We start from the raw sequence: 26274 nt of genomic DNA, 5'->3' as shown, positions 1-26274 counted from the left end.
CCCATCCGCCTCAACCGGCCTGCTTCACGCGCATGTACCATTCGACGAGGCGGCGAACCTGACGTTCGGTATAGCCGCGCTCCACCATGCGTGCGACGAACTCGCCGTGCTTCTTCTCCGTCTCGCCGTCCTTCTTCGACCCGAAGGAGATGACCGGAAGCAGGTCCTCGACCTGGGAGAATATCCGCTTTTCGATCACATCGCGAATCTTCTCGTAGGAGGTCCAGGTCGGGTTTTTGCCGCCGTTCTGGGCCCGCGACCGTAACGAGAATTTGACGACCTCGTTGCGGAAATCCTTGGGGTTGGCGATGCCCGCCGGCTTCTCGATTTTCGTCAGCTCCTGGTTCAAAAGCTCGCGATCGAGCAGCTGGCCGGTGTCGGGATCCTTGAAGTCCTGGTCTTCGATCCAGGCGTCGGCATAGTCGACGTAGCGATCGAACAGGTTCTGCCCGTAATCCGAGTAGGATTCGAGATAAGCCTTCTGGATCTCGTTGCCGATGAACTCGGCGTAGCGCGGTGCCAGCTCCGCCTTGATGAATTCGAGATAGCGTTTCTCGGTTTCCTCCGGAAGCTGCTCGCGGCGGATCGCCTGTTCCAGCGCGTACATCAGGTGCACGGCGTCGGCGGCGACCTCCTGCGGATCGTGGTTGAAGGTCGCAGCCAGGACCTTGAAGGCGAAACGGGTGGAGGCACCGTCCATGCCCTCGTCGACGCCGGCGGCATCGCGATATTCCTGGACGCTGCGCGCCTTCGGATCGGATTCCTTCAGGCTCTCGCCGTCGTAGACCCGCATCTTGGCGAACAGGGTGGAGTTCTCGTGCTTGCGCAGGCGCGACATCACCGAGAACCGGGCCAGCGTCTCCAGCGTTGACGGCGCACAAGGAGCCGAGGCGAGTTCGGAGCCCTGGATCAGCTTCTCGTAGATCTTCTGCTCCTCGGTGACCCTGAGGCAGTAGGGCACCTTGATGACGCAGATACGGTCGATGAAGGCTTCGTTGTTCTTGTTGGCCTTGAAGCTCGCCCACTCGGCTTCGTTGGAGTGCGCCAGGATGATGCCGGTGAACGGGATCGCGCCGATGTTCTCGGTGCCGATATAGTTGCCTTCCTGGGTTGCGGTCAGCAACGGGTGCAGCATCTTGATCGGCGCCTTGAACATCTCGACGAACTCGAGCACGCCCTGATTGGCGCGGTTGAGGCCGCCGGAATAGCTGTAGGCGTCGGGATCGTTCTGGGCGTAGGTCTCGAGCTTGCGGATGTCGACCTTGCCGACCAGCGAGGAGATGTCCTGGTTGTTCTCGTCACCGGGCTCGGTCTTGGCGATCGCGATCTGGCGCAGCCGCGACGGCTGGATCTTGGCGACCCGGAACTGGGAAATGTCGCCGCCGAAGGCTTCGAGCCGCTTGTAGCACCACGGGCTCATCAGGCCGGTGAGGCGACGGCGCGGAATGCCGTACTTCTCCTCCAGCATCGGACCGAGCTGATCGGGATCGAACAGGCTGAGCGGGCTCTCGAACACGGGCGAGAGCTCGTCGCCGGCCTTGAGCACGTAGATCGGCTGCACTTCCATCAGCGACTTGAGCCGCTCGGCGAGCGAGGACTTGCCGCCCCCGACCGGGCCGAGCAGGTAGAGGATCTGCTTGCGCTCTTCGAGACCTTGCGCCGCATGGCGGAAGAAACCGACGATGCGCTCGATGGTTTCTTCCATGCCGTAGAAGCCGGCGAAGGCCGGATAGGTGCGGATGGTGCGGTTCAAAAAAATACGGCCAAGGCGAGGGTCCTTGGCCGTGTCAATCGTCTGAGGCTCACCGATCGCCGCTAGCAGTCGTTCGGCCGCGTTCGCGTATTTCATGGGATCGCTTCGACACGATTCCAGATATTCCGCCATCGACATGTCGTGCTGGCTTCTCGCCTCGAACGACCGAGCGAAAGCGTTGAATAGAGAATCGTTGTACATGATCCCTCTCCGCGTGAGTTCCGCTACAAGCTGAAACGAAAGCAGTTACCGGACCGTTCCTCAGGCCGTTTCGAATCAGCGTGAGCACATGACGATCATTGGACACCCGGGTGCCGACTCGACGCAACGCACAACGTAGGCACTCTGTGAGTTACGAACAGGCACCTGCCTGTAATTTGTGCGAATCTTTGTCTATTCTGGCTCATTTCCAGAAAATGTCACTCGGTCGCCACATCCGGGCGTTCCCGGGGATGGCCTCATCCGGCGATGCAGCATAGCGGTCCGGGAGCGGCGATCTTATGACGCTTGTGCGGCGAAGCCTTGCGGCCCCCGTTCATCTTCCTGCTGCAATGCGGTGCGCGCCCTGTGCCAGCGTGGAAGCCGCGACGAGCCCGCAGTAAGGGCGTGAGCACGATCGCCTTGCGGCCGCGGCTTTCTTCAGCCGAAATCTCCGGGATCGACTCCCAGAGAAAAAATTCATTACCGATGCGAAGAGCGCGGATGCCGCAGGGCGCGACGAGCACCACCGCTCCGCGTTGGGCGGGAAGCATCCAGATCAGCCAGGCGGTCACCAAGCCAAACACAACGACGCCGGCACAACCGACGATACTGACCGGTACAACGGATGGCTGGCTGTCGGCGACGCTGACGAGGCGCAACGGCTGACATTACGCAAGGAGACTTCGGCCAGGTCCTCCGGGCAACGCGTTTTATCCCATCGTCCCTTTAGCGCAACACAGCCCTGCCCGCCTGGATCGCCATGATCGCGACGGAGTTACACTGGAGGGTAGGACTCCCACACCCTTGATTGGTTCCCTCCCGGGTGCATGTAAGCTAGAGGATAGCGCGTCAGGACCTTCGCGAAAACCCTCGTCCGCAGGCTTGGAGATAAATAGGCATCATGAATCCCGTCAAAGAACTGGAAAAGCACGGACAGGCGGTCTGGCTCGACTTCCTGGCCCGCGGCTTCATCGCCAAGGGCGACCTGAAGCGGCTGATCGACACCGACGGCGTCAAGGGCGTCACCTCCAATCCGTCGATTTTCGAGAAGGCGATCGGCAGCTCGGACGAATACGACGCCTCGATCGGCAAGGCGCTGAAGCGCGGCGACCGCACCGTGGCCGATCTGTTCGAGGCCGTCGCGATCGAGGACATCCAGAACGCCGCCGACGTGCTGCGCCCGGTCTATGACCGCCTCAAGGGCGGCGACGGCTATGTCAGCCTGGAGGTCTCGCCCTATCTCGCCATGGACACATCAGGCACGATCGCGGAGGCGCGGCGGCTCTGGAAGGACGTCGGTCGCAAGAACCTGATGGTGAAGGTGCCGGCGACGCCGGAGGGCCTGCCGGCGATCGAGCAGCTGATCAGCGAGGGCATCAGCATCAACATCACGCTGCTGTTCTCCAAGGCCGTCTATCTCGAAGTGGCCGAGGCCTACATCGCCGGTCTCGAAACATACGTCGCCGGCGGCGGCGATCCGTCGCACGTGGCCAGCGTCGCCAGCTTCTTCGTCAGCCGGATCGATTCGATGGTCGACAAGCAGCTGGACGAGAAGATCGCCCGTGCCAACGATCCGTCCGAGAAGGAACGTCTCGCCGCGCTCAAGGGCAAGGTCGCGATCGCCAATGCCAAGCTCGCCTACCAGGACTACAAGCGCCTGTTCGCCGGCCCCCGCTGGGAGAAGCTCGCCGCGAAGGGCGCTAAGGCGCAGCGCATGCTGTGGGCCTCCACCGGCACCAAGAACAAGGACTACAGCGACGTCCTCTATGTCGAGGAGCTGATCGGCCCCGACACCATCAACACCGTGCCGCCGGCAACGCTGGATGCGTTCCGAGACCACGGCAAGCCGCGTGACAGCCTGGAGGAGAATGTCGACGACGCAAGGCGCGTGCTGGAGGAACTGGAGCGCTCCGGCATCTCGCTCGATGCGATCACCGAGGAGCTGGTCAAGGACGGCGTCAAGCTGTTTGCGGATGCTGCCGACAAGCTCTACGGCGCCGTCGCCCACAAGCGCGCGGTCGTGCTCGGGCCCGCACTCGACCGCCAGCAGCTCTCGCTGGGCGACGGGCTCGGCAACGCGCTGGCCAAGACCACGGAGGAGTGGCGGGCGTCGGCCAAGATCCGCAGGTTGTGGCAGCGCGACAAGTCGGTCTGGACCGGTGCGGACGAGGACAAATGGCTGGGCTGGCTCGACAGCCCGCACCAGGCCGACATCGCCGATTACGAGGACTATGCGGGCCGCGTGAAAGGCCAGAAATTCTCCGACGCCGTGGTGCTCGGCATGGGCGGCTCCAGCCTCGGCCCCGAGGTGCTGGCGGAGACCTTCGGCAAGAAGCCCGGCTTCCCCAAGCTGCACGTGCTCGACTCCACCGATCCGGCGCAGGTGCGGGCGATGGAGGCGAAGATCGACATCGCCAACACCGTCTTCATCGTCTCCAGCAAGTCCGGCGGCACCACCGAGCCGAACGCGATGAAGGACTATTTCCACGAGCAGGTTGCCAGGGCGGTGGGGGCAAAGGTGAAGACCGGCCATCGCTTCATCGCGGTGACCGATCCCGGCTCGTCGCTGGAGAAGGCGGCGAAGAGCCTTCATTACGCCCGCATCTTCCATGGCGCGCCCTCGATCGGCGGACGCTATTCGGTGCTCTCGCCGTTCGGGCTGGTGCCGGCGGCGACCGCGGGCATCGACGTCAAGAGCTTCGTCAAGCATGCGCTGGCGATGGCCCGCTCCTGCGGCCCCGATGTGCCGCCGTCCGAAAACCCGGGCGTGCAGCTCGGCCTTGCCATGGGTCTCGCGGGGCTCGAGGGCCGCGACAAGGTGACGATCCTGGCGTCGAAGAAGATCGCCGATTTCGGCGCCTGGGCCGAGCAGCTGATCGCTGAATCGACCGGCAAGGAGGGCAAGGGCCTGATCCCGATCGAGGGCGAGCCGCTGGGCGATCCCTCCGTCTACGGGAACGACCGCTTCTTCATCGACATCCGTGTCGAAGGCGAAGCGGACGCCGCCCACGATTCCCAGCTTGCCGCGATCGAGGCGGCGGGTCATCCCGTGGTGCGCATCGTCATGAAATCGATCGAGCATCTCGGCCAGGAATTCTTCCGCTTCGAGATGGCAACCGCCGTGGCCGGCAGCATCCTCGGCATCAACCCGTTCGACCAGCCGGACGTCGAAGCGGCCAAGATCAAGACCCGCGAGCTCACCGCCGCGTTCGAGAAGACCGGCAAGCTGCCGGCGGAAGATCCGGTGGTCAGCACCAAGGAAGCCGATCTCTACACCGATGAGGCCAATGCCACGGCACTGCGCGCCGCCGGCGCCAATGGCGATCTTAGCTCCTGGCTGAAGGCGCATCTGTCCCGCTCGAACCATGGCGACTATGTCGCCCTGCTCGGCTACGTCGCGCGCGACAAGGCCACGATCGACGCGCTCCAGGCCATGCGGCTCGAGGTGCGCGAGAAGCGGCACGTTGCGACTTGCGCCCAGTTCGGCCCGCGCTTTTTGCATTCGACAGGACAGGCCTACAAGGGCGGGCCCGACAGCGGCGTGTTCCTCCAGATCACCGCCGACGATGCCAAGGATCTGCCTGTGCCGGGCCAGAAGGCGAGCTTCGGCGTGATCAAGGCGGCGCAGGCCCGCGGCGATTTCGACGTGCTGACGGAACGCGGCCGGCGTGCGCTGCGGGTGCACCTGAAGGGCGGGCTCAAGAAAGGCCTCGCCGCGCTCAATGCAGCGCTCAACGACGCGCTGAACTGAAGGAATAAGGCAGATGCAACTCGGCATGATCGGCCTCGGCCGAATGGGCGGCAACATCGTTCGCCGCCTGATGCGCCACGGGCATTCGACGGTGGTCTACGACAAGGACGCCAAGGTCGTCGCCGGCCTTGCCGCCGACGGCGCGGTCGGCTCGGCGACGCTGGAAGAGTTCGTCGCCAAGCTGGAGCGGCCACGCACGGCCTGGGTGATGCTGCCGGCGGGACGCATCACCGAGACCACGATCGAGACGATCGCCGGCGTGATGCAGGAAGGCGACGTCATCATCGACGGCGGCAACACCTTCTGGCAGGACGACGTCCGCCGCGGCAAGGCGTTGAAGGCGCGCGGCATCCACTACGTCGATGTCGGCACCTCCGGGGGCGTCTGGGGGCTCGACCGCGGCTATTGCATGATGATCGGCGGCGAGAAGCAGGTCGTCGACCGGCTCGATCCGATCTTTGCTGCGCTTGCGCCGGGCGCCGGCGACATTCCGCGCACGCCGGGGCGCGAGGGCCGCGATCCCCGCATCGAGCAAGGCTACATTCACGCCGGCCCGGTCGGCGCCGGCCATTTCGTCAAGATGATCCACAACGGCATCGAATACGGCCTGATGCAGGCCTACGCCGAAGGTTTTGACATTCTCAAGAATGCGAATATCGAGGCCTTACCGGCGGATCATCGCTACGATTTCGATCTCGCCGACGTCGCCGAAGTGTGGCGGCGCGGCAGCGTGATTCCATCCTGGCTGCTCGACCTCACCTCGACCGCGCTCGCGGACAGTCCGCAGCTGTCGGAATATTCCGGCTTCGTGGAGGATTCCGGCGAAGGCCGCTGGACCGTGAATGCGGCGATCGACGAGGCCGTGCCGGCCGAGGTCCTGACCGCGGCGCTCTACACACGTTTCCGGTCCCGCAAGGAACACACCTTCGCCGAAAAAATTCTCTCGGCGATGCGTGCAGGGTTCGGCGGGCACAAGGAGCCGACGCAGCCGGGCGCGACGAAGCCGAAGTAACGAGTAAACCAAGCGAAGGCCGACCATTCGTGACAAAAGATCCGCAGCCAAAGCGCAAGCCGGAAAATTGCGCCTTCGTCATCTTCGGCGTCACCGGCGATCTCACCCATCGCCTGGTGATGCCCTCGCTCTACAACCTGGCCGCGGAGCACCTGTTGCCGGAAAAATTCTGCGTCGTCGGCGTCGCCCGCAGGGGCCAGTCGGATGAGGAGCTGCGCGACAGCCTGCTGAAGGGCTTGCGGCAATTCGCGACGCGCCCAGTGGACGACGACATCGCGACGAGGCTTTTGGAATGCGTGACCTTCGTCGAGGCCGACGCAAAGGATCCGCCCTCCTTCGACCGCCTGCGCGAGCATCTGGATTCCCTGGAATGCGCGCAGGGCACCGGCGGCAACCGGCTGTTCTATCTGGCAACGCCGCCGGCCGCGTTCGCGCCGACCGCGCGGGAGCTCGGCCGCACCGGCATGATGGAGGAGAACGGCGCCTGGCGGCGGCTCGTGATCGAAAAGCCGTTCGGCACCGACCTCGCCTCGGCCCGCGCGCTGAATGCCGAACTCTTGAAAATCATGGACGAGCACCAGATCTACCGGATCGATCATTATCTCGGCAAGGAAACGGTGCAGAACATCCTGGTGCTGCGCTTTGCCAACGGCATGTTCGAGCCGATCTGGAATCGCAACCACATCGACCACATCCAGATCACCGTGGAAGAGAAGCTCGGGGTCGGCCACCGCGGCGGCTTCTACGATGCCACGGGCGCGCTGCGCGACATGGTGCCGAACCACCTGTTCCAGCTGATGTCGCTAGTGGCGATGGAGCCGCCGGCGCGCTTCGACGCACATTCCGTACGCTCCGAGAAGGCGGACGTGCTCACATCGATCCAGCAGCCTAGCCGGGAAGAGGCGCTGAAGAATTCGGTGCGCGCGCAATATCTCGCGGGCCGCATCGGCGACGAGGAGATCGCGGACTATCGCAAGACCGCGGACGTCAAGCCTGATAGCACCACCGAGACCTACGTCGCGCTGAAGCTGATGATCGACAATTGGCGCTGGGCCGGCGTGCCGTTCTACTTGCGCACTGGCAAGGCGCTCAAGCACAAGCGCACGGAGGTCGCGATCAAGTTCAAGCAGGCGCCGCTATCGATGTTTTCGGGCACGGACGTCGACCGCCTGTCGCAGAACTTCCTCACCATCGGTATCGCGCCGACCGAGACCATCGAGCTCCAGTTCAACGCCAAGATCCCCGGGCCGAGCGTCACCATCGATGGTGTCGAGATGAAGTTCCGCTACGGCGACTACTTCCGCGCCGATCCCTCGACCGGCTACGAGACGCTGATCTACGACTGCATGATCGGCGACAACATCCTGTTCCAGCGCGCCGACGGCATCGAGGCCGGCTGGCAGGCGGTGCAACCGTTCCTGGACGCCTGGAAGAGCGCAGGCACCGACGGCATCGAGACCTATGAAGCCGGCAGCGACGGCCCTGCCTGCGCCGACGAACTGCTCCGGCGTGACGGGCGAAGCTGGCGGAAGTACTCGTGATGGCTCTGGCCGAGCAGCCGAAGCTGATCGTCAAGGCCGACGCCGAAGCTCTCGCCCTTGCCGCGGCCGAACGCGTGATGGCGCGGATCGCGGCCAATCCCGGCCAGATCGCGATCTGCCTCACCGGCGGCTCCAGCCCGAGGAAGCTGTATCAGTTGCTCGGCAGCGCGGCCTGGCGCAGCAGGATTCCGTGGGACCGCGTACACTGGTTCATCGGCGACGAGCGCTTCGTGCCTGAAAGCGACCCCCTCAACAACATGGCGGTCGCGCGCGCGACGTTTCTCGACCGTCATGCGTCCGCCGGCCAGATCCACCCGATCCCGACCACAGCCGAAAATCCCGATGCCGCTGCGGAGGCCTATGCGCGTGAGCTGCAGGCCTTCTATGGCGGAGAGCTGATCGATCCGGCGCGCCCGCTGTTCGATCTCGTCCTGATGGGCGCGGGGCCGGACGGCCACACCGCCTCGCTGTTTCCCGGTTACCCCGAGATCGAGGAGACCCGACGCTGGGTCGTCGGCGTGCCCAAGGCGAACGTTGCGCCATTCGTGCCGCGGGTCTCGCTCACCCTCCCCGTCTTGGCCTCCTGCCGCGAAATGCTGTTCGAGATTGCCGGGCACGACAAGCGGCCGATCTTGACGCGCCTCTGCAATGGCGAGAATCTGCCGGCCTTACGCGCGCGCTCGAACGGCGAGACCGTCTGGCTGGTCGACAAGGCCGCGTTTCCGGAGGACATTCGTGGGCCGCGCTGAAGCACCTTGTGCATTGATCGTGATGGGCGTGTCGGGCTCGGGCAAGAGCACGGTTGCGAAGGCGCTCGGCGAGCGCCTCGGCTGGCGCTTCGAGGACGGCGACAGCTTCCATCCCGCCAGCAATGTCGAGAAGATGCGGGCCGGACATCCCCTCACCGACGAAGACCGCTGGCCGTGGCTGAATGCCATCGCCGACGAGATCGCACGGGTCTGCGGACGCGGCGAGCACGTCATCATCGCCTGCTCGGCCCTGAAGCACGCCTATCGCGACGTGCTATTGCGAGGACGCGACGACGTCCGCTTCGTCTTCCTGAAAGGCACGAAAGAGCTGATCGCCGAGCGGCTCGCGCAGCGCAAGGGACATTTCATGCCGCCTGGACTGTTGACCAGCCAGTTCGAGACGCTGGAGCCGCCGGAGCCGGGCGAGCACGTCATCACCGTCTCGATCGACGAGACCGTCGAGGCGATCGTGGACGGCATCGTGAGGCAGCTGAAACTGGGCGGCGCAATACCCAAGGTCCTGCCATGACGCAAATCTCACTCGTGGTTTCCGACGTCGACGGCACGCTGCTGACCAAGGACAAGACGCTGACCGAGCGCGCGAAGTCCGCGGTGCAGCGGCTGCACCAGGCCGGCATCGGCTTCACCATCACCTCCAGTCGCCCGGCGATCGGCATGCGCTTTTTGATCGAGCCGCTGGCGTTGTGGCTGCCGGTCGGCCCGTTCAACGGCTCCTCGATCGTCGATCCCGAGATGCGGGCGGTCGAGCAGCACCTGATTCCCGCGCGCGCGGCCGAGCGCTCCCTGCAGATCCTCCGCGACTACCGCGCCGACATCTGGCTGTTCACCACGGACAAATGGCTGATCGACAATCCAAGCGGCAGCTACGTCGCGCACGAGCAGCACACGATCCGCGCCGACCCGACCATCGTGACGGATTTCTCGCCGTATCTTGCGAGCGCCTGCAAGATCGTCGCAGCCAGCGCCGATGCGGCCGGGCTTGCCGCCTGCGAGAAGGCGATGCAGGAGGCGCTCGGCAGCGAGGCCACCGCGGTGCGCTCGCAGACCTATTATCTCGACATCACCCCGCCGGGCTTCAACAAGGGCACGTTCGTGCAGGCCATGGCCGAGCGCTTGGGCATCTCGACCGATGCGGTCGCCACCATCGGCGACATGCAGAACGACCTCGCCATGTTCCGCGTCAGCGGTACCTCGATCGCCATGGGCAACGCCGCCGACAACGTCAAGGACGAGGCGACGCATGTCACTGCGACCAATGAGCAGGACGGTTTTGCCGAGGCGATGGAGATGATCTTGACGCGGAATGGGGTTGGCTGAGCGATCGGCCAATAGTGCGTAACCTTGGGAATTGAGCGGCTCACCTTCCAGCACGACGGCGCGCAGTTGTTCCGCCGGGCGCTGACATCCGATCGACTACACAAGCTCAGGGCAGCCCTGCGCCATTTGCCGTCCGATCACCCCGGACTGAGGTTAAGAGGCATCGACGGTCTCGCGCCCTTCCTCGCCACCAGAGGAGATGTCGGAAGCTGTGCTGCGTCGGTGCTTGGGAAGGCATGCCGCCCGGTCAGGGCGATCCTATTCGACAAGACGGCCGCGACGAACTGGGCCCTCGGCTGGCATCAGGACCGCACCATCGCGGTGAAGGAGCGCATTCCAGTCGATGGCTTCGAGATCTGGAGCGTCAAGAGCGGGATGCAGCATGTCGAGCCTCCCTTTGCGTTGCTATGAGGCGTGGTGACGCTGCGGGTTCATATCGATCCGGTCCCGGCCAGCAATGCGCCGCTGCTGATCGCGCCCGGGTCGCACAAGCTTGGCCGCATTCCGGAAGATGAGATGCGGGACGTCGTTCAACGTTGCGGCACGGTTGCGTGTCTGGCTGATGCCGGGGACATCTGGCTGTACGCGACGCCGATTCTTCACGCTTCTGACGCCGCCATCGCCCCAATGCATCGCCGCGTCCTGCAAGTTGATTTTGCCGTCGGCGAGCTTCCGGGCGGCCTGGAGTGGCTTGGGGTCTAGGACTCAGGCGGCCATCACTACTGCGACCGCTGCATCGCCGGCTTCTCGCTCTTCTGCCGTGCCGCCGACAGATTGTGTGCGGTGTTGATCAGCGCGATATGGGTCAGCGCCTGCGGGAAATTGCCGGTCTGGCGCTTGGCAACTGAATCATATTCCTCGGCGAGCAGCCCGACGTCATTGGCGACGCCGATCACGCGATCGAGCAATTGCTGAGCCTTGTCGAGATTGCCGGACAGCACATAGGCGTCGGCGAGCCAGAGGCTGCAGGCCAGGAACGCGCCTTCGAGCGGCGGCTGTCCCGGAGGCAATTCGCGCGGGTCGTGCCGCAGCACGAAGCCGTCCTGCATCAGACATCTCTCGACAGCGGCGATGGTGCCGCAGATGCGCGGGTCCGACGCCGGCAGGAAACCGACGGCCGGCAGCAGCAGCACGCTGGCATCGAGCAGTTTCGAGCCGTAGGATTCGACGAAGGCACCCACCTCCGCGTCAAAGCCCCTGTTGCAGACGTCGCGATGGATTGCATCGCGCAAAGTGCGCCAGTGCAGGAGCGGCGCCTTGAAGCCGAAGGTCTCGGCGCTCTTGACGCCGCGGTCGAACGCGACCCAGGTCATGACCTTGGAGAACACATAGTGCTTCGGCTGGCCCCGCCGCTCCCAGATGCCGTGATCGGGCTGGTCCCAGACTTCGGCCAGATGATTGAGCACGGCACATTCCAGCGCCCAGCTCTCTTCGTCCAGCTTGAGCTTGGCCACGCGCGACTGGTGGAACGCGTCGATCAACTCGCCATAGACGTCGAGCTGGAGCTGCGCGTGCGCGGCGTTGCCGACCCGCACCGGCTGCGCACCCTCGTAGCCGCCGAGCCAGCCCGCCTCCCATTCCAAGAGCCGCCGCTGGCCCCAGATGCCGTACATGATCTGCATGTTCGCCGGTGAGCCGGCGGCCGCGCGCAGCAGCCAATTGTGCCAGGCCAAGGCTTCCTCGGTATAGCCCGAGTTCATCAGCGCCAACAGCGTGAAGGTGGCATCGCGCAGCCAGCAGAAGCGGTAGTCCCAGTTTCTGCTGCCACCGAGCTTTTCCGGCAAGGACGTGGTGGGCGCCGCGACGATGCCGCCGGTCGGAGCGAAGGTCAGCGCCTTCAGCGTGATCAGCGAGCGCAGGATGAGGTCCTGGTAGTCGCCATTGCGGGTGCAGTGGCCGCACCAGTCGCGCCAGAATGTTTCGGTCTCCTGGAGCGCGAGCTCGGGATCGATCGGCGCGGGCGGCTCGATATGCGAGGGGCCGTAGGTCAGCACGAAGGGCACCGTCTCGCCGGCCTTCACCTCGAAGTCGGAGACCGTGGTCAGATCCTCGCCGCGGGTCTCGGCCGGCGTGCGCAGCACCGTCATGTCCTGGCCGGCGATGGCCATCAGGGAGTGATCGATCCGCCGCACCCAGGGAACGTCGGCGCCGAAGCCGAAGCGGATGACGAGCTCCATCCGCATCTTCACGGTGCCCTCGATGCCGCGCACCAGCCGCACGATGTCGGACGCCTTGCCGCGCGGCGGCATGAAGTCGATCAGCGCAACTGTGCCGCTCTTGGTTTCAAAGCGCGTCTCGAGGATAAGGGTATTGCCGAGATAGCGCCGCGAGATCCGGGTCGCGTTCTCGCTCGGCGCGATCAGCCAGCGCCCGTTCTTGTGGGTGCCGAGAATGGCGGCAAAGCAGGCGTCGGAATCGAAGGCGGGCCAGCACAGCCAGTCGATCGAGCCGTTGCGCCCGACCAGCGCCGCGGTCTCGCAATCGCCGATCAGCGCGTAGTCTTCGATCCTCTGAGACAATGTCGTGCGAGCCTAGTAATGCCCCGCTGTTCAATTCCCGCCGGGCAGTGAACGTTCCCGTGTCGCAGCCTTCAAGGCTGCGAGATCGATCTTCGAGACGATCTTGTCGAGCGCAACCGGAAGGCGCTGGCGCCAGTTCGGATGCTCGTCGATCGTGCCGGGGATATTGGGCTGGTCGACCACGCCGAGCAAATCCTCCAGCGACACTGCAAGCAGCCGCGAGGGCGTGCGCGACAGGAAGGCGAGCACGGAATAGACGTCGTTGGCGTTGATGCCGTTCTGGCGCAGGATCTCGTCGAGCCTGCCGAGCGCATCCCATCGCGCCTGGTCGTTCTCGCCGGGATCGAGCCCGAGCGAGCGCTTCATCTTGAGATCGCCGAAGGAGCGCCAGCCGGCATAGGTCGACAGGTCATGGGTGTTCAGCGTCACCAGCGCATTGGGCCGGTAATGGTCGACATTGCGGAAATGGCCGGCATCGTCGCGCTCGAACATCATGACGAGATAGGACCAGATGCCGAAATCCTGCATCATCTCGCGGAAACCTTCCGGCACGGTGCCGAGGTCCTCGCCGATCACGATGCATTTATGGGCCGTGCTCTCGCGCGCCACGGCGGCGAGCAGCGCCTCGAACGGCATCTGCACATAGGCGCCGTTGTCGGGCTTGAAGCCGCGCGGCACGAGATAGAGCCGTTTCAGGCCGAGTACGTGATCGAGCCTGATCGCGCCGGCATGGCGCATCGACGCCGCGAGCATGTCGGCGAACGGGACAAAGGATTGCGCTTCCAGCCCACCGGCGTTGAAGCCGGCAAGGCCCCAATCCTGGCCGATCGTGTTGAGCACGTCGGGCGGCGCGCCGACCGCGAGATGACGCGAGATCGCCGTCTGCTCGTTCCAGGCATCGAAGCCGTTGGACTGCACGCCGACGGCGACGTCGAGATAGAGCCCTACCCGCATGCCGAGCTGGCCGGCGAGCGCCTTGGCCGCATGCAGCTGGCTGTCGGCCGTCCATTGCACGAATTCGACGAACTCGACCTCGCGCCTGTCCGGGCCGTTGCGCAGCTCGGCGCATTTCGCCTCATCCGGCTGCTGCCATTCCGCCGGCCATTCCCACCAGGGTCCTGCGAAGCGATGCCGCAGCACCTCGAAACAGGCAAAGCGGGACAACAGCGGCGCGCGGGCGGCCCGGAAGGCGTCAAACGCCTTGCGACGCGCCCCGCTCGCGCTTGTCACGAAGCTGTTAAAGGCGGCGCGCAGGCCCAGCCATTTCAGCGCCGCCATGTCGGCATAAGGCACGCGATCGCCCTCGCGCAGACGGGCGGCCGTCGCGGCCGCGTCGGGCACGAGGTCGGCCGAGAATTCAGGAATCGCCTCGACGTCGATATAGAGCGGGTTGAGGAAAAGCCGGCTGTTGGGAGAATAAGGGCTGCAATCGGCCGGGTGATCGTCGAACAGGACATGCAGCGGATTGAGCCCGACGCCGTCGGCCCCGAGCTGCTTGGCGAGCCGGATGAGGCCAGCGAGATCGGTGAAATCGCCAATGCCCCAATTGCGGTCGGAGCGGACGCTGTAGAGCTGCACGGCGAGCAGCCAGCCGCGGTCGAAATCGCCGCCGAAGCAGCGCTCGGGCGCCACGATCATCGGCACGTCTTCGCTCGCACATCCGGCATCGGTCAGCGTCAGGCGGTGGTACCCGAGCGCCAGGCCCGCGGGCCAGGCGATCACGGGCTCGCGGGTCTCGCCTGCCGCGATCACATTGCCGTTGCCGACGATTTTCCATCGCAGCGGCGGTGCGCCGATCGAGGCCAATTCCGTGCGCGGGTGTCCGAGCGCACGCACCACGACCGGCCCGTTGACGAAGCGATAGACCCGCTTCTCCGGCAGGGCGTCGAGGATGGACTTGAGGGCCTCGGGCGCGGTGACCCGCAGCTTGCCGAGGGCATCGATGAATTCGGATTGAACGCCCTTGATCCGGGCTTGAGCTAAAAGATCCATTCGGCACGCAGCTTGCAGGCCATTGTTTGGCCAAGGGCATCGATATTAACGAGATCGCGGAAGAGGTTAGTCAGGGGTAACTCGCAAACTGCGCTTGCCGTTCCCAAGGGAACCAATGACACACAAGCGGCTTTCTATCATGGTACCACGCGTGGGTTCCCGACAAGGGAAACGGGCTCCTGCTTTCTTGTCAATGGCATCACCGTGAACAAGACAATTCAAACTGTCGAAAGTGCCGCCGCCGGCAGCGCTTTCCTGATCGAGGACGTCTATCCCGCGATCGACGGAGGCCGTTTCGCCGTGAAGCGGATCGCGGGCGAGCCGGTCGAGGTTTGGGCCGATATCTACCGCGATGGCGAGGCCGTGATATCAGCCGCGCTGGTCTGGCGAGGAGAGCAGGAGCGCGAATGGCGGAGCGAGCCGATGACCCATCACGGCAATGACCGCTGGTCCGGCGCGTTCACGCCCCCCGAGCCCGGCCAATATGTCTACGCGATCGAAGCCTGGACCGACGAGTTTGCCACTTGGTCGCACGCCGTCTCGCGAAAACGGCGCACCGGGGCCGATGTCAGCCTCGATGCGATCGAGGGCGCCGGCCTTTTGACCAAGGCGCATGGCGCGCGGCAGGACGCCGCAGCGATCATCATCAGGCAGTGCGAGGACTATTTGAGGAACGGCGACATCACCTCGCTGCTCGCAACCGAGCTCGGCGAAGCCATGGCCGACAGCCAGTCGCGTCCGGACCTGACGCGCTCGCCATTCTTCCCGCTGATCGTTGACCGCGACAAGGCCCGCTTCAGCTCCTGGTATCAGATGATGCCGCGCAGCCAGAGCGCATTGCCGGGCCGGCATGGCACGCTGCGCGACTGCATCGCGCGCGTACCCGACATCGCCGCGATGGGCTTTGACGTGCTCTACTTCACGCCGATCCACCCGATCGGAAAGACCATCCGCAAGGGCCGCAACGACGCGCCGGTGGCCCGTGAAGGGGATCCCGGCTCGCCCTATGCGATCGGCTCGGCCGAGGGCGGCCACGATGCGCTGCATCCGGAGCTCGGTACGATCGAGGACTTCCGCGCGCTGGTTGCCACCTGTCTCGAATACGGGCTCGAGCTTGCGCTGGACTTCGCGGTGCAGTGCTCGCCGGATCATCCCTGGCTGACGCAGCATCCGGAATGGTTCAAATGGCGGCCCGACCGCTCGGTGCGGACGGCGGACGGCCCCTATTCCGACATCGTCATCCCCGACTTCAATTCGGTCGATCGCCTCGGGCTGTGGAATGCGTTTCGCGACGCCATGCTGTTCTGGATCGACAAGGGCGTGACCATCTTCGCGATCGACAATCACGACAGCGCGCCGCTCGCGTTCTGGGAGTGGCTTATCCGCGACATAAGCCGCCGTCATCCCGACGTGATCCTGTTCTCCAAGACCTATGCACGGCCAAAGCTGATGAAGGGCCTCGCCAAGCTCGGCTTTTCGCAGTCCTTCACGTACTTTCCCTGGCGCACGGAAAAGTGGGAGCTGGAGCAATATCTCGGCGAGCTGACGCGCTATCCCGAACGCGACTTCTACCGCCCGAACATGTTCGTCAACACGGCTGACCTGTTGCCCTATCACCTGCAGAGCGGAGAGGCCTGGGCCTTCAAGTCGCGGATCGCACTGGCGGCGACGCTGTCGGGCAATTACGGCATCTACAGCGGATTCGAGCTGCTGGAGCATGACGCCATTCCCGGCCGCGAAGAATATCTGGATTCCGAGAAGTACCAGATCAGGCAGCGCGACTGGGACAGACCGGGCAACATCAAACCCTACATTGCCACGCTCAACCGCATCCGCAACGAGAACGCGGCGCTCCGGCAGACGGCGAATTTGCGCTTTCTCGCCATCGAGGACGGCGAGACGATCGCCTTCGCCAAGGAGGCGGCGGATCCGGCCAACACAGTCGTCGTCGTGATCGCGCTGTCGCGCCAGGTGCGTGAATGCTGGCTGGCGCTCGGCGATCTCACAGTTGACGCCGGCGGACGGCGTCACCATGTGACGACACTCGAAAACCTCCTCACCGGAGAACAATCCCGCATCGAATGGGGCGGCATTAAGTTGCGTATCGATCCCGACCGCGATCCGGCACTTCTGTTCCGCTGCCTGGCGTAGGGGCTCACGCCATGAATGTTCTGTCTTCCGTCGATACCAAGAAGGCTGAGGCTGCCGAGGTCGTGGATGAGCTCTGGTACAAGGACGCCATCATCTACCAGCTCCACGTCAAAGCCTTCGCCGACAGCAACAATGACGGCATCGGTGACTTCGCCGGGCTGACCGAGCGGCTGCCCTATCTGCAGGAGCTCGGTGTCACCGCGCTGTGGCTGCTGCCGTTCTACCCTTCGCCCGGCCGTGACGACGGCTACGACATCGCCGACTACGGCTCGGTCAACCCCGATTTCGGGACGATGAAGGACTTCAAGCGCTTCATCCAGGAAGCGCAGAAGCGGGGCCTGCGCGTCATCACCGAGCTCGTCGTCAACCACACCTCGGACCAGCACAAATGGTTCAAGCGCGCGCGGCGCAGCCATCCCGGCTCGAGCGCGCGCAACTGGTATGTCTGGAGCGACACCGACCAGAAATACCAGGGCACGCGCATCATCTTCACCGACACCGAGAAGTCGAACTGGACCTGGGATCCGGAGGCCGGCGCGTTCTACTGGCACCGCTTCTTCTCGCACCAGCCGGATCTCAATTTCGACAATCCGCGTGTGGTCAGCGCCATCATCCAGGTGATGAAGCGCTGGCTCGACGCCGGTGTCGACGGCTTCCGGCTCGACGCTATTCCCTATCTGTGCGAGCGCGAGGGCACCTCGAACGAGAACCTGCCCGAGACCCATGCGATCATCAAGCGGCTGCGCCAGGAGCTGGATGCGTATTCCAAGGGCAAGCTGCTGCTGGCCGAGGCCAATCAATGGCCGGAGGACGTGCAGGAATATTTCGGCCGTGGCGACGAGTGCCACATGGCCTATCACTTCCCGCTGATGCCGCGCATCTACATGGCGATCGCCCAGGAGGACCGCTTCCCGATCACCGACATCCTGCGCCAGACCCCGGACATCCCGGCGAGCTGCCAATGGGCGCTGTTCCTGCGCAATCACGACGAGCTGACGCTGGAGATGGTCACCGACGTCGAGCGCGACTATCTCTGGACCACCTACGCCAACGATCCCCGCGCGCGCATCAATGTCGGCATCCGCCGGCGCCTTGCGCCGCTGATGGACAACGATCGCCGCAAGATCGAGCTGATGAACTCGCTGCTGCTGTCCTTCCCGGGCACGCCGATCATCTATTACGGCGACGAGATCGGGATGGGCGACAACATCTATCTCGGCGACCGCAACGGCGTCCGCACGCCGATGCAATGGAGCCCGGACCGCAACGGCGGCTTCTCGCGCTGCGACCCGGCACGCCTCTACGCGCCGCTGATCATGGATCCCGTCTACGGCTATGAATCCGTCAACGTCGAGGCGCAGTCGCGCAGCCTGTCCTCGCTGCTCAGCGCCACCAAGCGGCTGATCTCGGTGCGCAAATCGACGCTCGCCTTCGGCCGCGGCAGCATGACCTTCATCCGCCCGGCCAACCGCGCCGTGCTCGCCTATGTCCGCCAATACCGCGACGAGGTGATCCTCTGCGTCGCCAATCTGTCGCGCGCCGCGCAGGCCACCGAGCTCGATCTCTCGCCGTGGAAGGACCGCATCCCGCAAGAGATGCTCGGCCGCACGCGCTTTCCCGCGATCGGCGAATTGCCCTACATGATCACGCTGGGGCCCTACGGCTTCTACTGGTTCCAGCTTCTGGAGCGCGACAAGTCCGAGCCGGTGGTGCCGCGCGCGGTGCCGGAGTTCGAGACGCTGGTCGTGCCGGTGAACTCGAACTGGGTCTCGCTCGCCCGCGAGCGCGGCGTGTTCGAGCGCGACGTGCTGCCGGGCTTCCTGTCGCGGACGCGCTGGTATCCCGAGCACAATCCCAAGCAGATCAAGACCGTGCTGACCTCGGCGGTGCCGTTCTGCGACATCGGCGACAACAGGCCCTGGATCGCATTCTTCGAGACCAGGCAAGGCGACGCGACGACCCGCTACGTGATGCCGCTGCAGATCGAATGGGTGCGGTTCGACCGCGAGCGCTTCAACCCGAAGGCGCTGGCTGCCGTGCGCCAGGGCGCGCGCGAAGGCACATTGCTGGACGTTGCGACCGACCAGATCTTCATCGGCCTGTTCCTGCGCAACCTGTCGCAGAACCTTGTGGTGGAAGAGAACAATCTGCGGCTGGAGTTCAAGGCGACCAGCCGGTTCGCCGACTACACCATCAAGGAGCCCGAACGCATCCGCGCCATCGAACAGTCGAACAGCACCGCACTGGTCGACAATCAGTACGTCGCCAAGATCTACCGCCGGCTCGAAAGCGGCATCAGTCCCGAGATCGAGATCGGCCACTATCTCACGGAGGTCGCGCGCTTCGCCAACACGCCGGCGCTGCTCGGCAGCGTCGAGGTCGTCGACGGTAACCAGCGCAGCGCGCTCGGCGTGCTCCACGCCTATGTCGAGAACCAGGGCGACGGCTGGACCGTGACGACGGGGTACCTCGATCGCTACGTCGACGAGCAGCGCCTGGCGCCGGCCGACGAGATGCCACGCGAAACCCAGGAGCAGGCGCCGTATCTGCATTTCATCGCGCAGATCGGCCGGCGGCTCGCCGAGCTGCACGTCGCGCTCGCCGCGGCAAAGCCGGACGACCTCGCCCCCGTGCCGATCGACGCCGCCCAGATCAGGACTTGGCTCTCCGACTTCAAGACGCGCGCCGAGCGGGTTCTCGAGCGGCTGGCCGACAGCCGCGACGGGCTGCGCGAGGCGGACCGGCCCCTGATCGACCGGCTGGTCGCGGCACGCGGCAGCCTGTTCGGCGGCCTGAATGCGCTCTTGCCATCCGACATCGGCGGGTTGAACATCCGTCATCATGGCGACTTCCGGCTCGGGCAAACTCTGATCGTGAAGGACGATATCTTCATCATCGACTTCGACGGCGATCCGCGTGTGCCGCTGGCCAACAAGCGCCGCAAGGCGCCGGCCGCCCGCGACGTCGCCGGCCTGATCCATTCCATCGACCTTTCGGTGAACGCGGCGCTGGGCCGCGCGCTCACGGGCGCTTCCGACGAGCAGGACCGGCTCGCGGCCGCCCTCGCCGAATGGCGCGAACGCGCCACCGCGACCTTCCTGTCCGCCTACCGCGAAGCCATGACCGACCGGAGGCTGTGGCCGGACGATCGGTCCTGCGCGGAAGGCCTGTTGAGATTTTTCCTGCTGGATCGAGCGTTCCACGACGTAGAGTACGAGCTGTCCCACCGGCCTGAGGGGCTGCATGCGCCGCTGACCGGACTGCTTCGCATTCTGTCAAGTGCCGAGAGCGAAGCCCATGCCTAAACTGCCTGCCGAAGCCTACGCGATCATCGAAGGCCGCCACTCCGACCCCTTCCACTATCTCGGGCTGCATCCCGAGGGCGGCAAAAGCGTCGTGCGGGCATTTCTGCCCGAGGCCACCAATGTCGAGGCGGTCGGCGACCATGGCGAGGTCGCGCCGCTCGATCGCGTCCACGATTCCGGCCTGTTCATTGGCGCCCTGCCCAACGGCTCGAAGCACTACCAGCTGCGCGCGAAGTTCGGCAACAACGTCGTCGAGTTCGAGGACGCCTATCGTTTTCCGCCGATCCTGACCGATTTCGACCTCTATTTGCTCGGCGAAGGCACCCACCAGCGTCTCTACGACAAGCTCGGCGCGCATCCGATGCGGCTGGAGGGCGTCGACGGCATCGGCTTCGTGGTGCTGGCGCCGAATGCGCGGCGCGTCTCCGTGGTCGGCGACTTCAACTTCTGGGACGGCCGGCGCCATCCGATGCGGGTGCGCGGCAACGGCTATTGGGAATTGTTCATCCCGCATGCGAAGGCCGGCGATCACTACAAGTTCGAAATCGTCGGGCCGCACGGTCATCTGCTGCCGCTGAAATCCGATCCGATGGCATTTGCCAGCGAGCTGCGGCCGAAGACGGCCTCGATCGTGTTCGACGAGGCGCGTCTGCCGCGGCCGCGCCCGGCGCCCGAGGGCATCAACGCATTGTCGGCGCCGATGTCGATCTACGAGGTCCATCTCGGCTCGTGGCGGCGCAAGGGCAACAATGAATGGCTGACATATCGCGAGCTGGCCGAGCAGCTGCCGGCCTATGCCCGCGACATGGGCTTCACCCATCTCGAATTCCTGCCCGTGAGCGAGCATCCGTTCGACGGCTCCTGGGGCTATCAGCCGACCGGCCTCTATGCGCCGACCAGCCGTTTCGGCACACCCGATGACTTTGCGGCGCTGATCGATGCCTGCCACCGCGAAGGCATGGGCGTGCTGCTCGACTGGGTACCGGGTCACTTCCCCGACGATCCGCATGGGCTCGGCCATTTCGACGGCACCGCGCTCTACGAGCACGCCAACCCGCTCCAGGGCCGCCACCTCGACTGGGGCACGCTGATCTACAATTACGGCCGCACCGAAGTGACGAACTTCCTGGTGTCGAATGCGCTGTTCTGGATGGAGCGTTATGCCATCGACGGCCTGCGCGTCGATGCGGTCGCGTCCATGCTCTATCTCGACTACAGCCGGCCACCCGGCGCGTGGATCCCGAACCAGTATGGCGGGCGAGAGAACATCGAGGCAATCAACTTTCTGCGCCGCTTCAACACGGAAGTGTTCGCCCGCTTCCCGCAAGGAACCACCGCCGCCGAGGAGTCCACCGCCTGGCCCCAGGTCTCACGCCCGGTCGAATTCGGCGGGCTCGGCTTCGGCTACAAATGGAACATGGGCTGGATGCACGATACGCTGAACTACATCAGCAAGGATCCGATCCACCGCAAGCATCATCACGGCGAGATCCTGTTCGGCCTGCACTATGCATTCTCGGAGAACTTCATCCTGCCGCTGTCGCATGACGAGGTCGTGCACGGCAAGCGCTCCATCCTCGGCCGCATGCCCGGCGACGAGTGGCAGCGCTTCGCGAATTTGCGCGCCTATTACAGCTTCATGTTCGGCCATCCCGGCAAGAAGCTCTTGTTCATGGGCGCCGAGATCGCGCAGAGCCGCGAATGGAATCACGACCAGTCGCTCGACTGGCACCTGCTCGAATACAAGGTCCATTCCGGGGTTCAGGCCTTGATCCGCGATCTCAACCGGCTCTATCGCGCGGTGCCGGCGCTGCACCAGATGGATTGCGAGCAGGCCGGCTTCGAATGGCTGGTCACGGATGACGCCAATCGCAACGTCTTCGCCTGGCTGCGCAAGGGATTCGACGAGAACGCGCGGTGTGTCGTCATCGTCAACTTCTCGCCCAACGTCTACCAGAACTATCGCGTTCGCGTGCCCTTCGGCGGCAAGTGGAAGGAAGTGCTCAACTCCGATTCCGCCCATTATGGCGGCAGCAATGTCGGCAATATCGGCGAAGTCCATGCCGAGGGCGGCGAGCTGCGCCTCACCATTCCGCCACTCGCTGCGATCTTCCTCGTTCCGGAAAGCTGATCGATGCGCCTGACCGCCGGATCGCCCGCACGGCTCGGCGCAAGCTGGGACGGACGCGGCACCAATTTCGCGTTGTTCTCCGCCAACGCGCAGAAGGTCGAGCTCTGCCTGTTCGACGCGCAAGGCCGCCGCGAGCTCGAGCGTATCGAGCTGCCCGAGAAGACCGAGGACGTCTGGCACGGCTATCTCAACGACGTCTCGCCGGGCCAGCTCTACGGCTTTCGCGTGCACGGCCCCTACGAGCCCGAGCACGGCCATCGCTTCAATGCCAACAAGCTGCTGCTCGACCCCTATGCCAAGCGGCTTGCCGGGCGCCTGGTCTGGAGCGATGCGCATTTCGCCTACCGCACCGGAAGCCCGCGCGAGGACCTGTCGTTCGACCGGCGCGACAATGCGCGCGGCATGCCCAAAGCCGTGGTGGTCGACGAGACCTTCAACTGGGGCCGCCGCGAGATCCGGCCGAACATCCCCTGGGAAGACACAATCATCTACGAGGCACACGTCAAGGGTCTGACCCAGAAGCGCGAGGACGTGCCGCCCAATCTGCGCGGCACCTATGGCGGCCTGTCCTCGCCCGCCATGATCGATCACCTCAAGAAGCTCGGCGTCACCACGGTCGAACTGCTGCCGGTCCACAGCTTCGTCGACGACCGCATCCTCGTGGAGAAGAAGCTCGCCAATTACTGGGGCTACAACACGCTGTCCTTCTTCGCGCCGGAGCCGCGCTACGCCCAGGACAATGCGCTCGATTCCTTCCGCACCACGGTGGCGCGGCTGCACGATGCCGGCATCGAGGTGATGCTCGACGTCGTCTACAACCACACCGCCGAGGGAAATCATCTCGGTCCGACGCTGTGCTATCGCGGCATCGACAACGCCTCCTATTATTGGCTGAACCGCGAGAACCCGCGCTATTACGACGACTTCACCGGCTGCGGCTCGTCGGTGAATCTCACCCATCCGCGCGTGCTGCAGATGGTGATGGATTCCCTGCGCTACTGGGTCGAGGTCTGCCACGTCGATGGCTTCCGCTTCGACCTTGCCACCACGCTGGCGCGCGGGCCGAACGGTTTCGATCGCGGCAGCTCGTTCCTGACCGCGGTGCGGCAGGACCCGGTGCTGGCGACGGTCAAGCTCGTCGCCGAGCCGTGGGACCTCGGCCTCGGCGGCTATCAGGTCGGCGCCTTTCCCTCGCAATGGTCGGAATGGAACGACCGCTATCGCAGTGCCATGCGGCGCTATTGGAGCGGTGAAGGCAGCCTGATCGGCGATATCTCCAGCCGCATGACCGCATCATCCGACCTGTTCAACCACGACGGACGGCGGCCGCGCGCCAGCATCAACCACATCACCGTCCATGACGGCTTCACTCTCGCCGACCTCTTCAGCTACAACGAGAAGCACAACGAGGCTAACGGCGAGGACAACCGCGACGGCTCCAACGACAATCACAGCAACAATTGCGGCGTCGAGGGGCCGACCGACGATCCGAACATCATCAGCCTGCGCCGTCAGCTGCGCAAGAACGTGCTGGCCTGCCTGATGCTGGCGCAGGGCGTTCCGCTGATCCTCGCCGGCGACGAGGTCGGCAACTCGCAATCCGGCAACAACAACGCCTATTGCCAGGACAATGAAGTCGGCTGGGTCGGCTGGGACAATCTCGGCAAGGACGGCGACGACATGATCGACTTCGTCGCCCATCTCGCCGATATCCGCCGCCGTTTCTCACAGCTGCGCAGCCATCGCTGGCTCGACGGCAGGCCCAAGGACGGCGTCTCCTACGGTGCGTTGTGGCTGACCCCTGCCGGCGCCGAGATGACGGAGAGCGATTGGACATTCCCGGATGGGCGGTTTCTCTCCTATGTGATGGGCCCGATGGAACCGGGCGGGGCTGCGATCTTTATCGTACTGAACGCCGCTCCCGAAGAGATCGCATTCAAATTGCCCAAAATGCCCGAATACAAGAGCTGGCAGCAGCTGCTGAACACGACCGATGCCAAGCTGAATACGATCGACTTCCTGCCAGGGAGCGACAGCAAGGCGCCGCCGCGCTCCGTGCTCGCTTTCGCAGGCGCGCTATGAGGCCATCCTTCGGGGCGAGGCCGACCAAGGACGGCGTGTCGTTTCGGCTGTGGGCGCCGGCCGCGCGACGCGTCGATCTCCTGCTCGACCGTAGGCACGCGATGCAGCGCCGGCAGGATGGCTGGTTCGTCGCCGAGATTGACGGCTTGCCTTCGGGCAGCAAGTACAAGTTCAGGATCGACGACGACATCGACGTGCCGGATCCCGCCTCGGCTTTCCAGCCCGACGACGTGTTCGGCCCGAGCGAGGTGATCGATCACGATGCCTTCGTCTGGCGCGCGCGCGATTGGCGCGGCCGTCCCTGGGAAGAGACGGTGCTGATCGAGACACATGTCGGCACCTTCACTTCCGAAGGCACTTATCGCGCCATGATCGACAAGCTCGATCATCTCGCCGCGACCGGCATCAATGCGCTGGAATTGATGCCGCTCGCCGATTTCGCAGGACGCAGCGGTTGGGGCTATGACGGCGTGCTGTGGTATGCGCCGGATAGCGCCTATGGCCGGCCCGAAGACCTGAAGACGCTGATCGACGAGGCGCATCTGCGCGGGCTGATGGTGTTCCTCGACGTCGTCTACAATCATTTCGGTCCGGAAGGAAACTACCTCGGCCGTTACGCGCCGACCTTCTTCACCGATGCGCACACGCCGTGGGGCAGCGCGATCGATTATCGCGTGCCGCAGGTGCGGGCCTTCGCCGTGGAGAACGCGCTGTCCTGGCTCGGCGACTACCGCTTCGACGGCCTCAGGCTGGACGCCGCCAATCACATCATGGCTGTCCCGGGCGAACAGTCCATGCTGCAGGACCTCAGCGTCGCCGCCGGCGAGCTCGCCAAGGCCACGGGACGCCACATCCATCTCGTGCTGGAGAACGGCGACAACCGTGCCAGCCTGCTCGACGCCGCGCAGGACCCGCCGAACGGCAAATATCGCGGGCAGTGGAACGACGATTATCATCACGTCTGGCACGTGATGCTGACCGGCGAGCATGCCGGCTACTACGGCGACTATCAGACCCCGCGCATGGATCTGGCACGCGCGCTCGCCTCCGGCTTCGTCTATCAGGGCGAGATCTCGGAATTCTGGGGCAAGAAGCCGCGCGGCGAGCCGAGCGGCCACCTGCCGCCGGCGACCTTCGTCAATTTCCTGCAGAACCACGACCAAATCGGCAATCGCCCGCTGGGCGAGCGGCTGGAAAGCCTGGCATCGCCAAAGCAGATCGAGGCCGCGCTCGCGGTCACCCTGCTCGCGCCGATGGTGCCGATGCTGTTTCAGGGCGAGGAATGGGGCTCGACGGTCCCCTTTCCGTTCTTCTGCGATTTCCAGGGCGGACTCGCCGATGCCGTGCGCAAGGGGCGCAAGCGCGAATATGCCTGGGCTTACGAGAAATACGGGGACGAGGTGCCCGACCCGCTCGCTGCGGCAACGCTGCAATCGGCCGTGCTCGACTGGACCGGCCGCACGCCGCAACAGGATGCGCGGCTCGCGCTGGTGCGAGAGCTGCTCGGCGTCCGTCGCAAGGAGATCGTGCCGCGGCTGAAGGGCGCAAGCTTCGGTGATGCCGAGGCAGCCGACACCGGCCTCGTCACCGCACATTGGCGCATGGGCGACGGCACGACGTTGCGTCTTGTCGCCAATCTGTCCGATCACGAGATCACCTCCATCGTCAGCGCGGGCACGCCGATCTGGGGCGGCGGAGCCGGCGAGCGGCTCACGCCCTGGTCGGTGGTCTGGCGCCTCGGAGGATAGA

Annotated in this window: 16 protein-coding genes and 1 pseudogene; 13 read left to right on the top strand and 4 right to left on the bottom strand. The window is 64.7% G+C overall.

Going from position 1 to position 26274, the window contains the following annotated elements; translation table 11 throughout:
- Window positions 1-10 precede the first annotated feature (10 nt).
- Together HZZ16_RS10790 and HZZ16_RS10785 are read right to left on the bottom strand one after the other, a co-directional pair.
- Window positions 11-1954 carry a PrkA family serine protein kinase gene (locus tag HZZ16_RS10790; protein ID WP_197948439.1) on the bottom strand — a complete coding sequence of 648 codons (1944 nt, stop codon included), beginning with the start codon at window positions 1952-1954 and terminating at the stop codon, window positions 11-13.
- A 297-nt stretch (window positions 1955-2251) separates the two neighbouring features.
- Window positions 2252-2559: pseudogene (locus HZZ16_RS10785) on the bottom strand (hypothetical protein); the annotation flags it as partial.
- Window positions 2560-2855: 296 nt separating this feature from the next.
- Between HZZ16_RS10785 and HZZ16_RS10780 the strand changes: the two are divergent.
- The 8 genes from HZZ16_RS10780 to HZZ16_RS37135 are packed head-to-tail and all read left to right on the top strand — an operon-like array spanning window position 2856 to window position 11047.
- Entirely contained in the window at window positions 2856-5705 is a 2850-nt protein-coding gene (locus HZZ16_RS10780) for a bifunctional transaldolase/phosoglucose isomerase (RefSeq protein ID WP_197948438.1), read from the top strand.
- Between the two features lie 13 nt (window positions 5706-5718).
- Entirely contained in the window at window positions 5719-6717 is a 999-nt protein-coding gene (gene gnd / locus HZZ16_RS10775) for a phosphogluconate dehydrogenase (NAD(+)-dependent, decarboxylating) (RefSeq protein ID WP_197948437.1), read from the top strand.
- A gap of 29 nt (window positions 6718-6746) precedes the next feature.
- Entirely contained in the window at window positions 6747-8258 is a 1512-nt protein-coding gene (gene zwf / locus HZZ16_RS10770) for a glucose-6-phosphate dehydrogenase (protein ID WP_197948436.1), read from the top strand.
- Window positions 8258-9007, top strand: coding sequence for a 6-phosphogluconolactonase (gene pgl / locus HZZ16_RS10765; RefSeq protein WP_197948577.1), 750 nt, complete (start codon window positions 8258-8260; stop codon window positions 9005-9007). The genes zwf and pgl overlap by 1 nt, the downstream gene beginning before the upstream one ends.
- On the top strand, window positions 8994-9536 hold the full coding sequence (locus HZZ16_RS10760) for a gluconokinase (protein WP_197948435.1): 543 nt from the start codon (window positions 8994-8996) through the stop codon (window positions 9534-9536). The genes pgl and HZZ16_RS10760 overlap by 14 nt, the downstream gene beginning before the upstream one ends.
- Window positions 9533-10345, top strand: coding sequence for an HAD family hydrolase (locus HZZ16_RS10755; protein ID WP_197948434.1), 813 nt, complete (start codon window positions 9533-9535; stop codon window positions 10343-10345). Before HZZ16_RS10760 ends, HZZ16_RS10755 begins: the two co-directional genes overlap by 4 nt.
- A gap of 24 nt (window positions 10346-10369) precedes the next feature.
- Window positions 10370-10756 (top strand): phytanoyl-CoA dioxygenase family protein, encoded by a 387-nt coding sequence (locus HZZ16_RS37140; RefSeq protein ID WP_246510068.1) that lies wholly within the window; start codon window positions 10370-10372, stop codon window positions 10754-10756.
- 6 nt (window positions 10757-10762) lie between these two features.
- Window positions 10763-11047: a phytanoyl-CoA dioxygenase family protein gene (locus HZZ16_RS37135; protein ID WP_311974110.1), complete on the top strand. Its 285-nt coding sequence runs from the start codon at window positions 10763-10765 to the stop codon at window positions 11045-11047.
- A gap of 17 nt (window positions 11048-11064) precedes the next feature.
- On the opposite strand, the gene HZZ16_RS10745 is transcribed toward HZZ16_RS37135, so the two are convergent.
- Both HZZ16_RS10745 and malQ read right to left on the bottom strand, forming a co-directional pair.
- Complete coding sequence (locus HZZ16_RS10745; protein ID WP_197948433.1) at window positions 11065-12864, bottom strand: glycoside hydrolase family 15 protein; 1800 nt, start codon at window positions 12862-12864, stop codon at window positions 11065-11067.
- A gap of 30 nt (window positions 12865-12894) precedes the next feature.
- Window positions 12895-14856 carry a 4-alpha-glucanotransferase gene (malQ, locus tag HZZ16_RS10740; protein WP_197948432.1) on the bottom strand — a complete coding sequence of 654 codons (1962 nt, stop codon included), beginning with the start codon at window positions 14854-14856 and terminating at the stop codon, window positions 12895-12897.
- A gap of 204 nt (window positions 14857-15060) precedes the next feature.
- On the opposite strand from malQ, the gene HZZ16_RS10735 reads away from it, so the two are divergent.
- Genes HZZ16_RS10735 through treZ form a run of 5 tightly spaced genes read left to right on the top strand, consistent with a single transcriptional unit; the run spans window position 15061 to window position 26273 of the window.
- Entirely contained in the window at window positions 15061-17007 is a 1947-nt protein-coding gene (locus tag HZZ16_RS10735; RefSeq protein ID WP_197948431.1) for a maltotransferase domain-containing protein, read from the top strand.
- Between the two features lie 11 nt (window positions 17008-17018).
- Complete coding sequence (gene treS / locus HZZ16_RS10730; RefSeq protein ID WP_197948430.1) at window positions 17019-20312, top strand: maltose alpha-D-glucosyltransferase; 3294 nt, start codon at window positions 17019-17021, stop codon at window positions 20310-20312.
- Window positions 20305-22443, top strand: coding sequence for a 1,4-alpha-glucan branching protein GlgB (gene glgB, locus HZZ16_RS10725; RefSeq protein ID WP_197948429.1), 2139 nt, complete (start codon window positions 20305-20307; stop codon window positions 22441-22443). Before treS ends, glgB begins: the two co-directional genes overlap by 8 nt.
- 3 nt (window positions 22444-22446) lie before the next feature.
- Window positions 22447-24525 (top strand): glycogen debranching protein GlgX, encoded by a 2079-nt coding sequence (gene glgX, locus HZZ16_RS10720; RefSeq protein WP_197948428.1) that lies wholly within the window; start codon window positions 22447-22449, stop codon window positions 24523-24525.
- Window positions 24522-26273, top strand: a complete 1752-nt coding sequence (gene treZ / locus HZZ16_RS10715; RefSeq protein WP_197948427.1) for a malto-oligosyltrehalose trehalohydrolase — start codon at window positions 24522-24524, stop codon at window positions 26271-26273. Before glgX ends, treZ begins: the two co-directional genes overlap by 4 nt.
- Window position 26274 lies beyond the last annotated feature (1 nt).

The sequence above is a fragment of the Bradyrhizobium glycinis genome, from assembly GCF_016031655.1.
In the GTDB taxonomy this organism is placed as follows: Bacteria; Pseudomonadota; Alphaproteobacteria; order Rhizobiales; family Xanthobacteraceae; genus Bradyrhizobium; species Bradyrhizobium glycinis.
The sequence above is the reverse complement of the archived record's forward strand: the minus strand, read 5'-3'. Positions and strand labels throughout refer to the sequence as shown.

Coding starts and splice junctions, on each gene's coding strand:
- malQ (WP_197948432.1), bottom strand. CDS start 14,856: ATGGATCTTTTAGCTCAAGCCCGGATCAAGGGCGTTCAATCCGAATTC.
- pgl (WP_197948577.1), top strand. CDS start 8,258: ATGGCTCTGGCCGAGCAGCCGAAGCTGATCGTCAAGGCCGACGCCGAA.
- treZ (WP_197948427.1), top strand. CDS start 24,522: ATGAGGCCATCCTTCGGGGCGAGGCCGACCAAGGACGGCGTGTCGTTT.
- HZZ16_RS10790 (WP_197948439.1), bottom strand. CDS start 1,954: ATGTACAACGATTCTCTATTCAACGCTTTCGCTCGGTCGTTCGAGGCG.
- treS (WP_197948430.1), top strand. CDS start 17,019: ATGAATGTTCTGTCTTCCGTCGATACCAAGAAGGCTGAGGCTGCCGAG.
- glgB (WP_197948429.1), top strand. CDS start 20,305: ATGCCTAAACTGCCTGCCGAAGCCTACGCGATCATCGAAGGCCGCCAC.
- gnd (WP_197948437.1), top strand. CDS start 5,719: ATGCAACTCGGCATGATCGGCCTCGGCCGAATGGGCGGCAACATCGTT.
- HZZ16_RS10780 (WP_197948438.1), top strand. CDS start 2,856: ATGAATCCCGTCAAAGAACTGGAAAAGCACGGACAGGCGGTCTGGCTC.
- HZZ16_RS10755 (WP_197948434.1), top strand. CDS start 9,533: ATGACGCAAATCTCACTCGTGGTTTCCGACGTCGACGGCACGCTGCTG.
- glgX (WP_197948428.1), top strand. CDS start 22,447: ATGCGCCTGACCGCCGGATCGCCCGCACGGCTCGGCGCAAGCTGGGAC.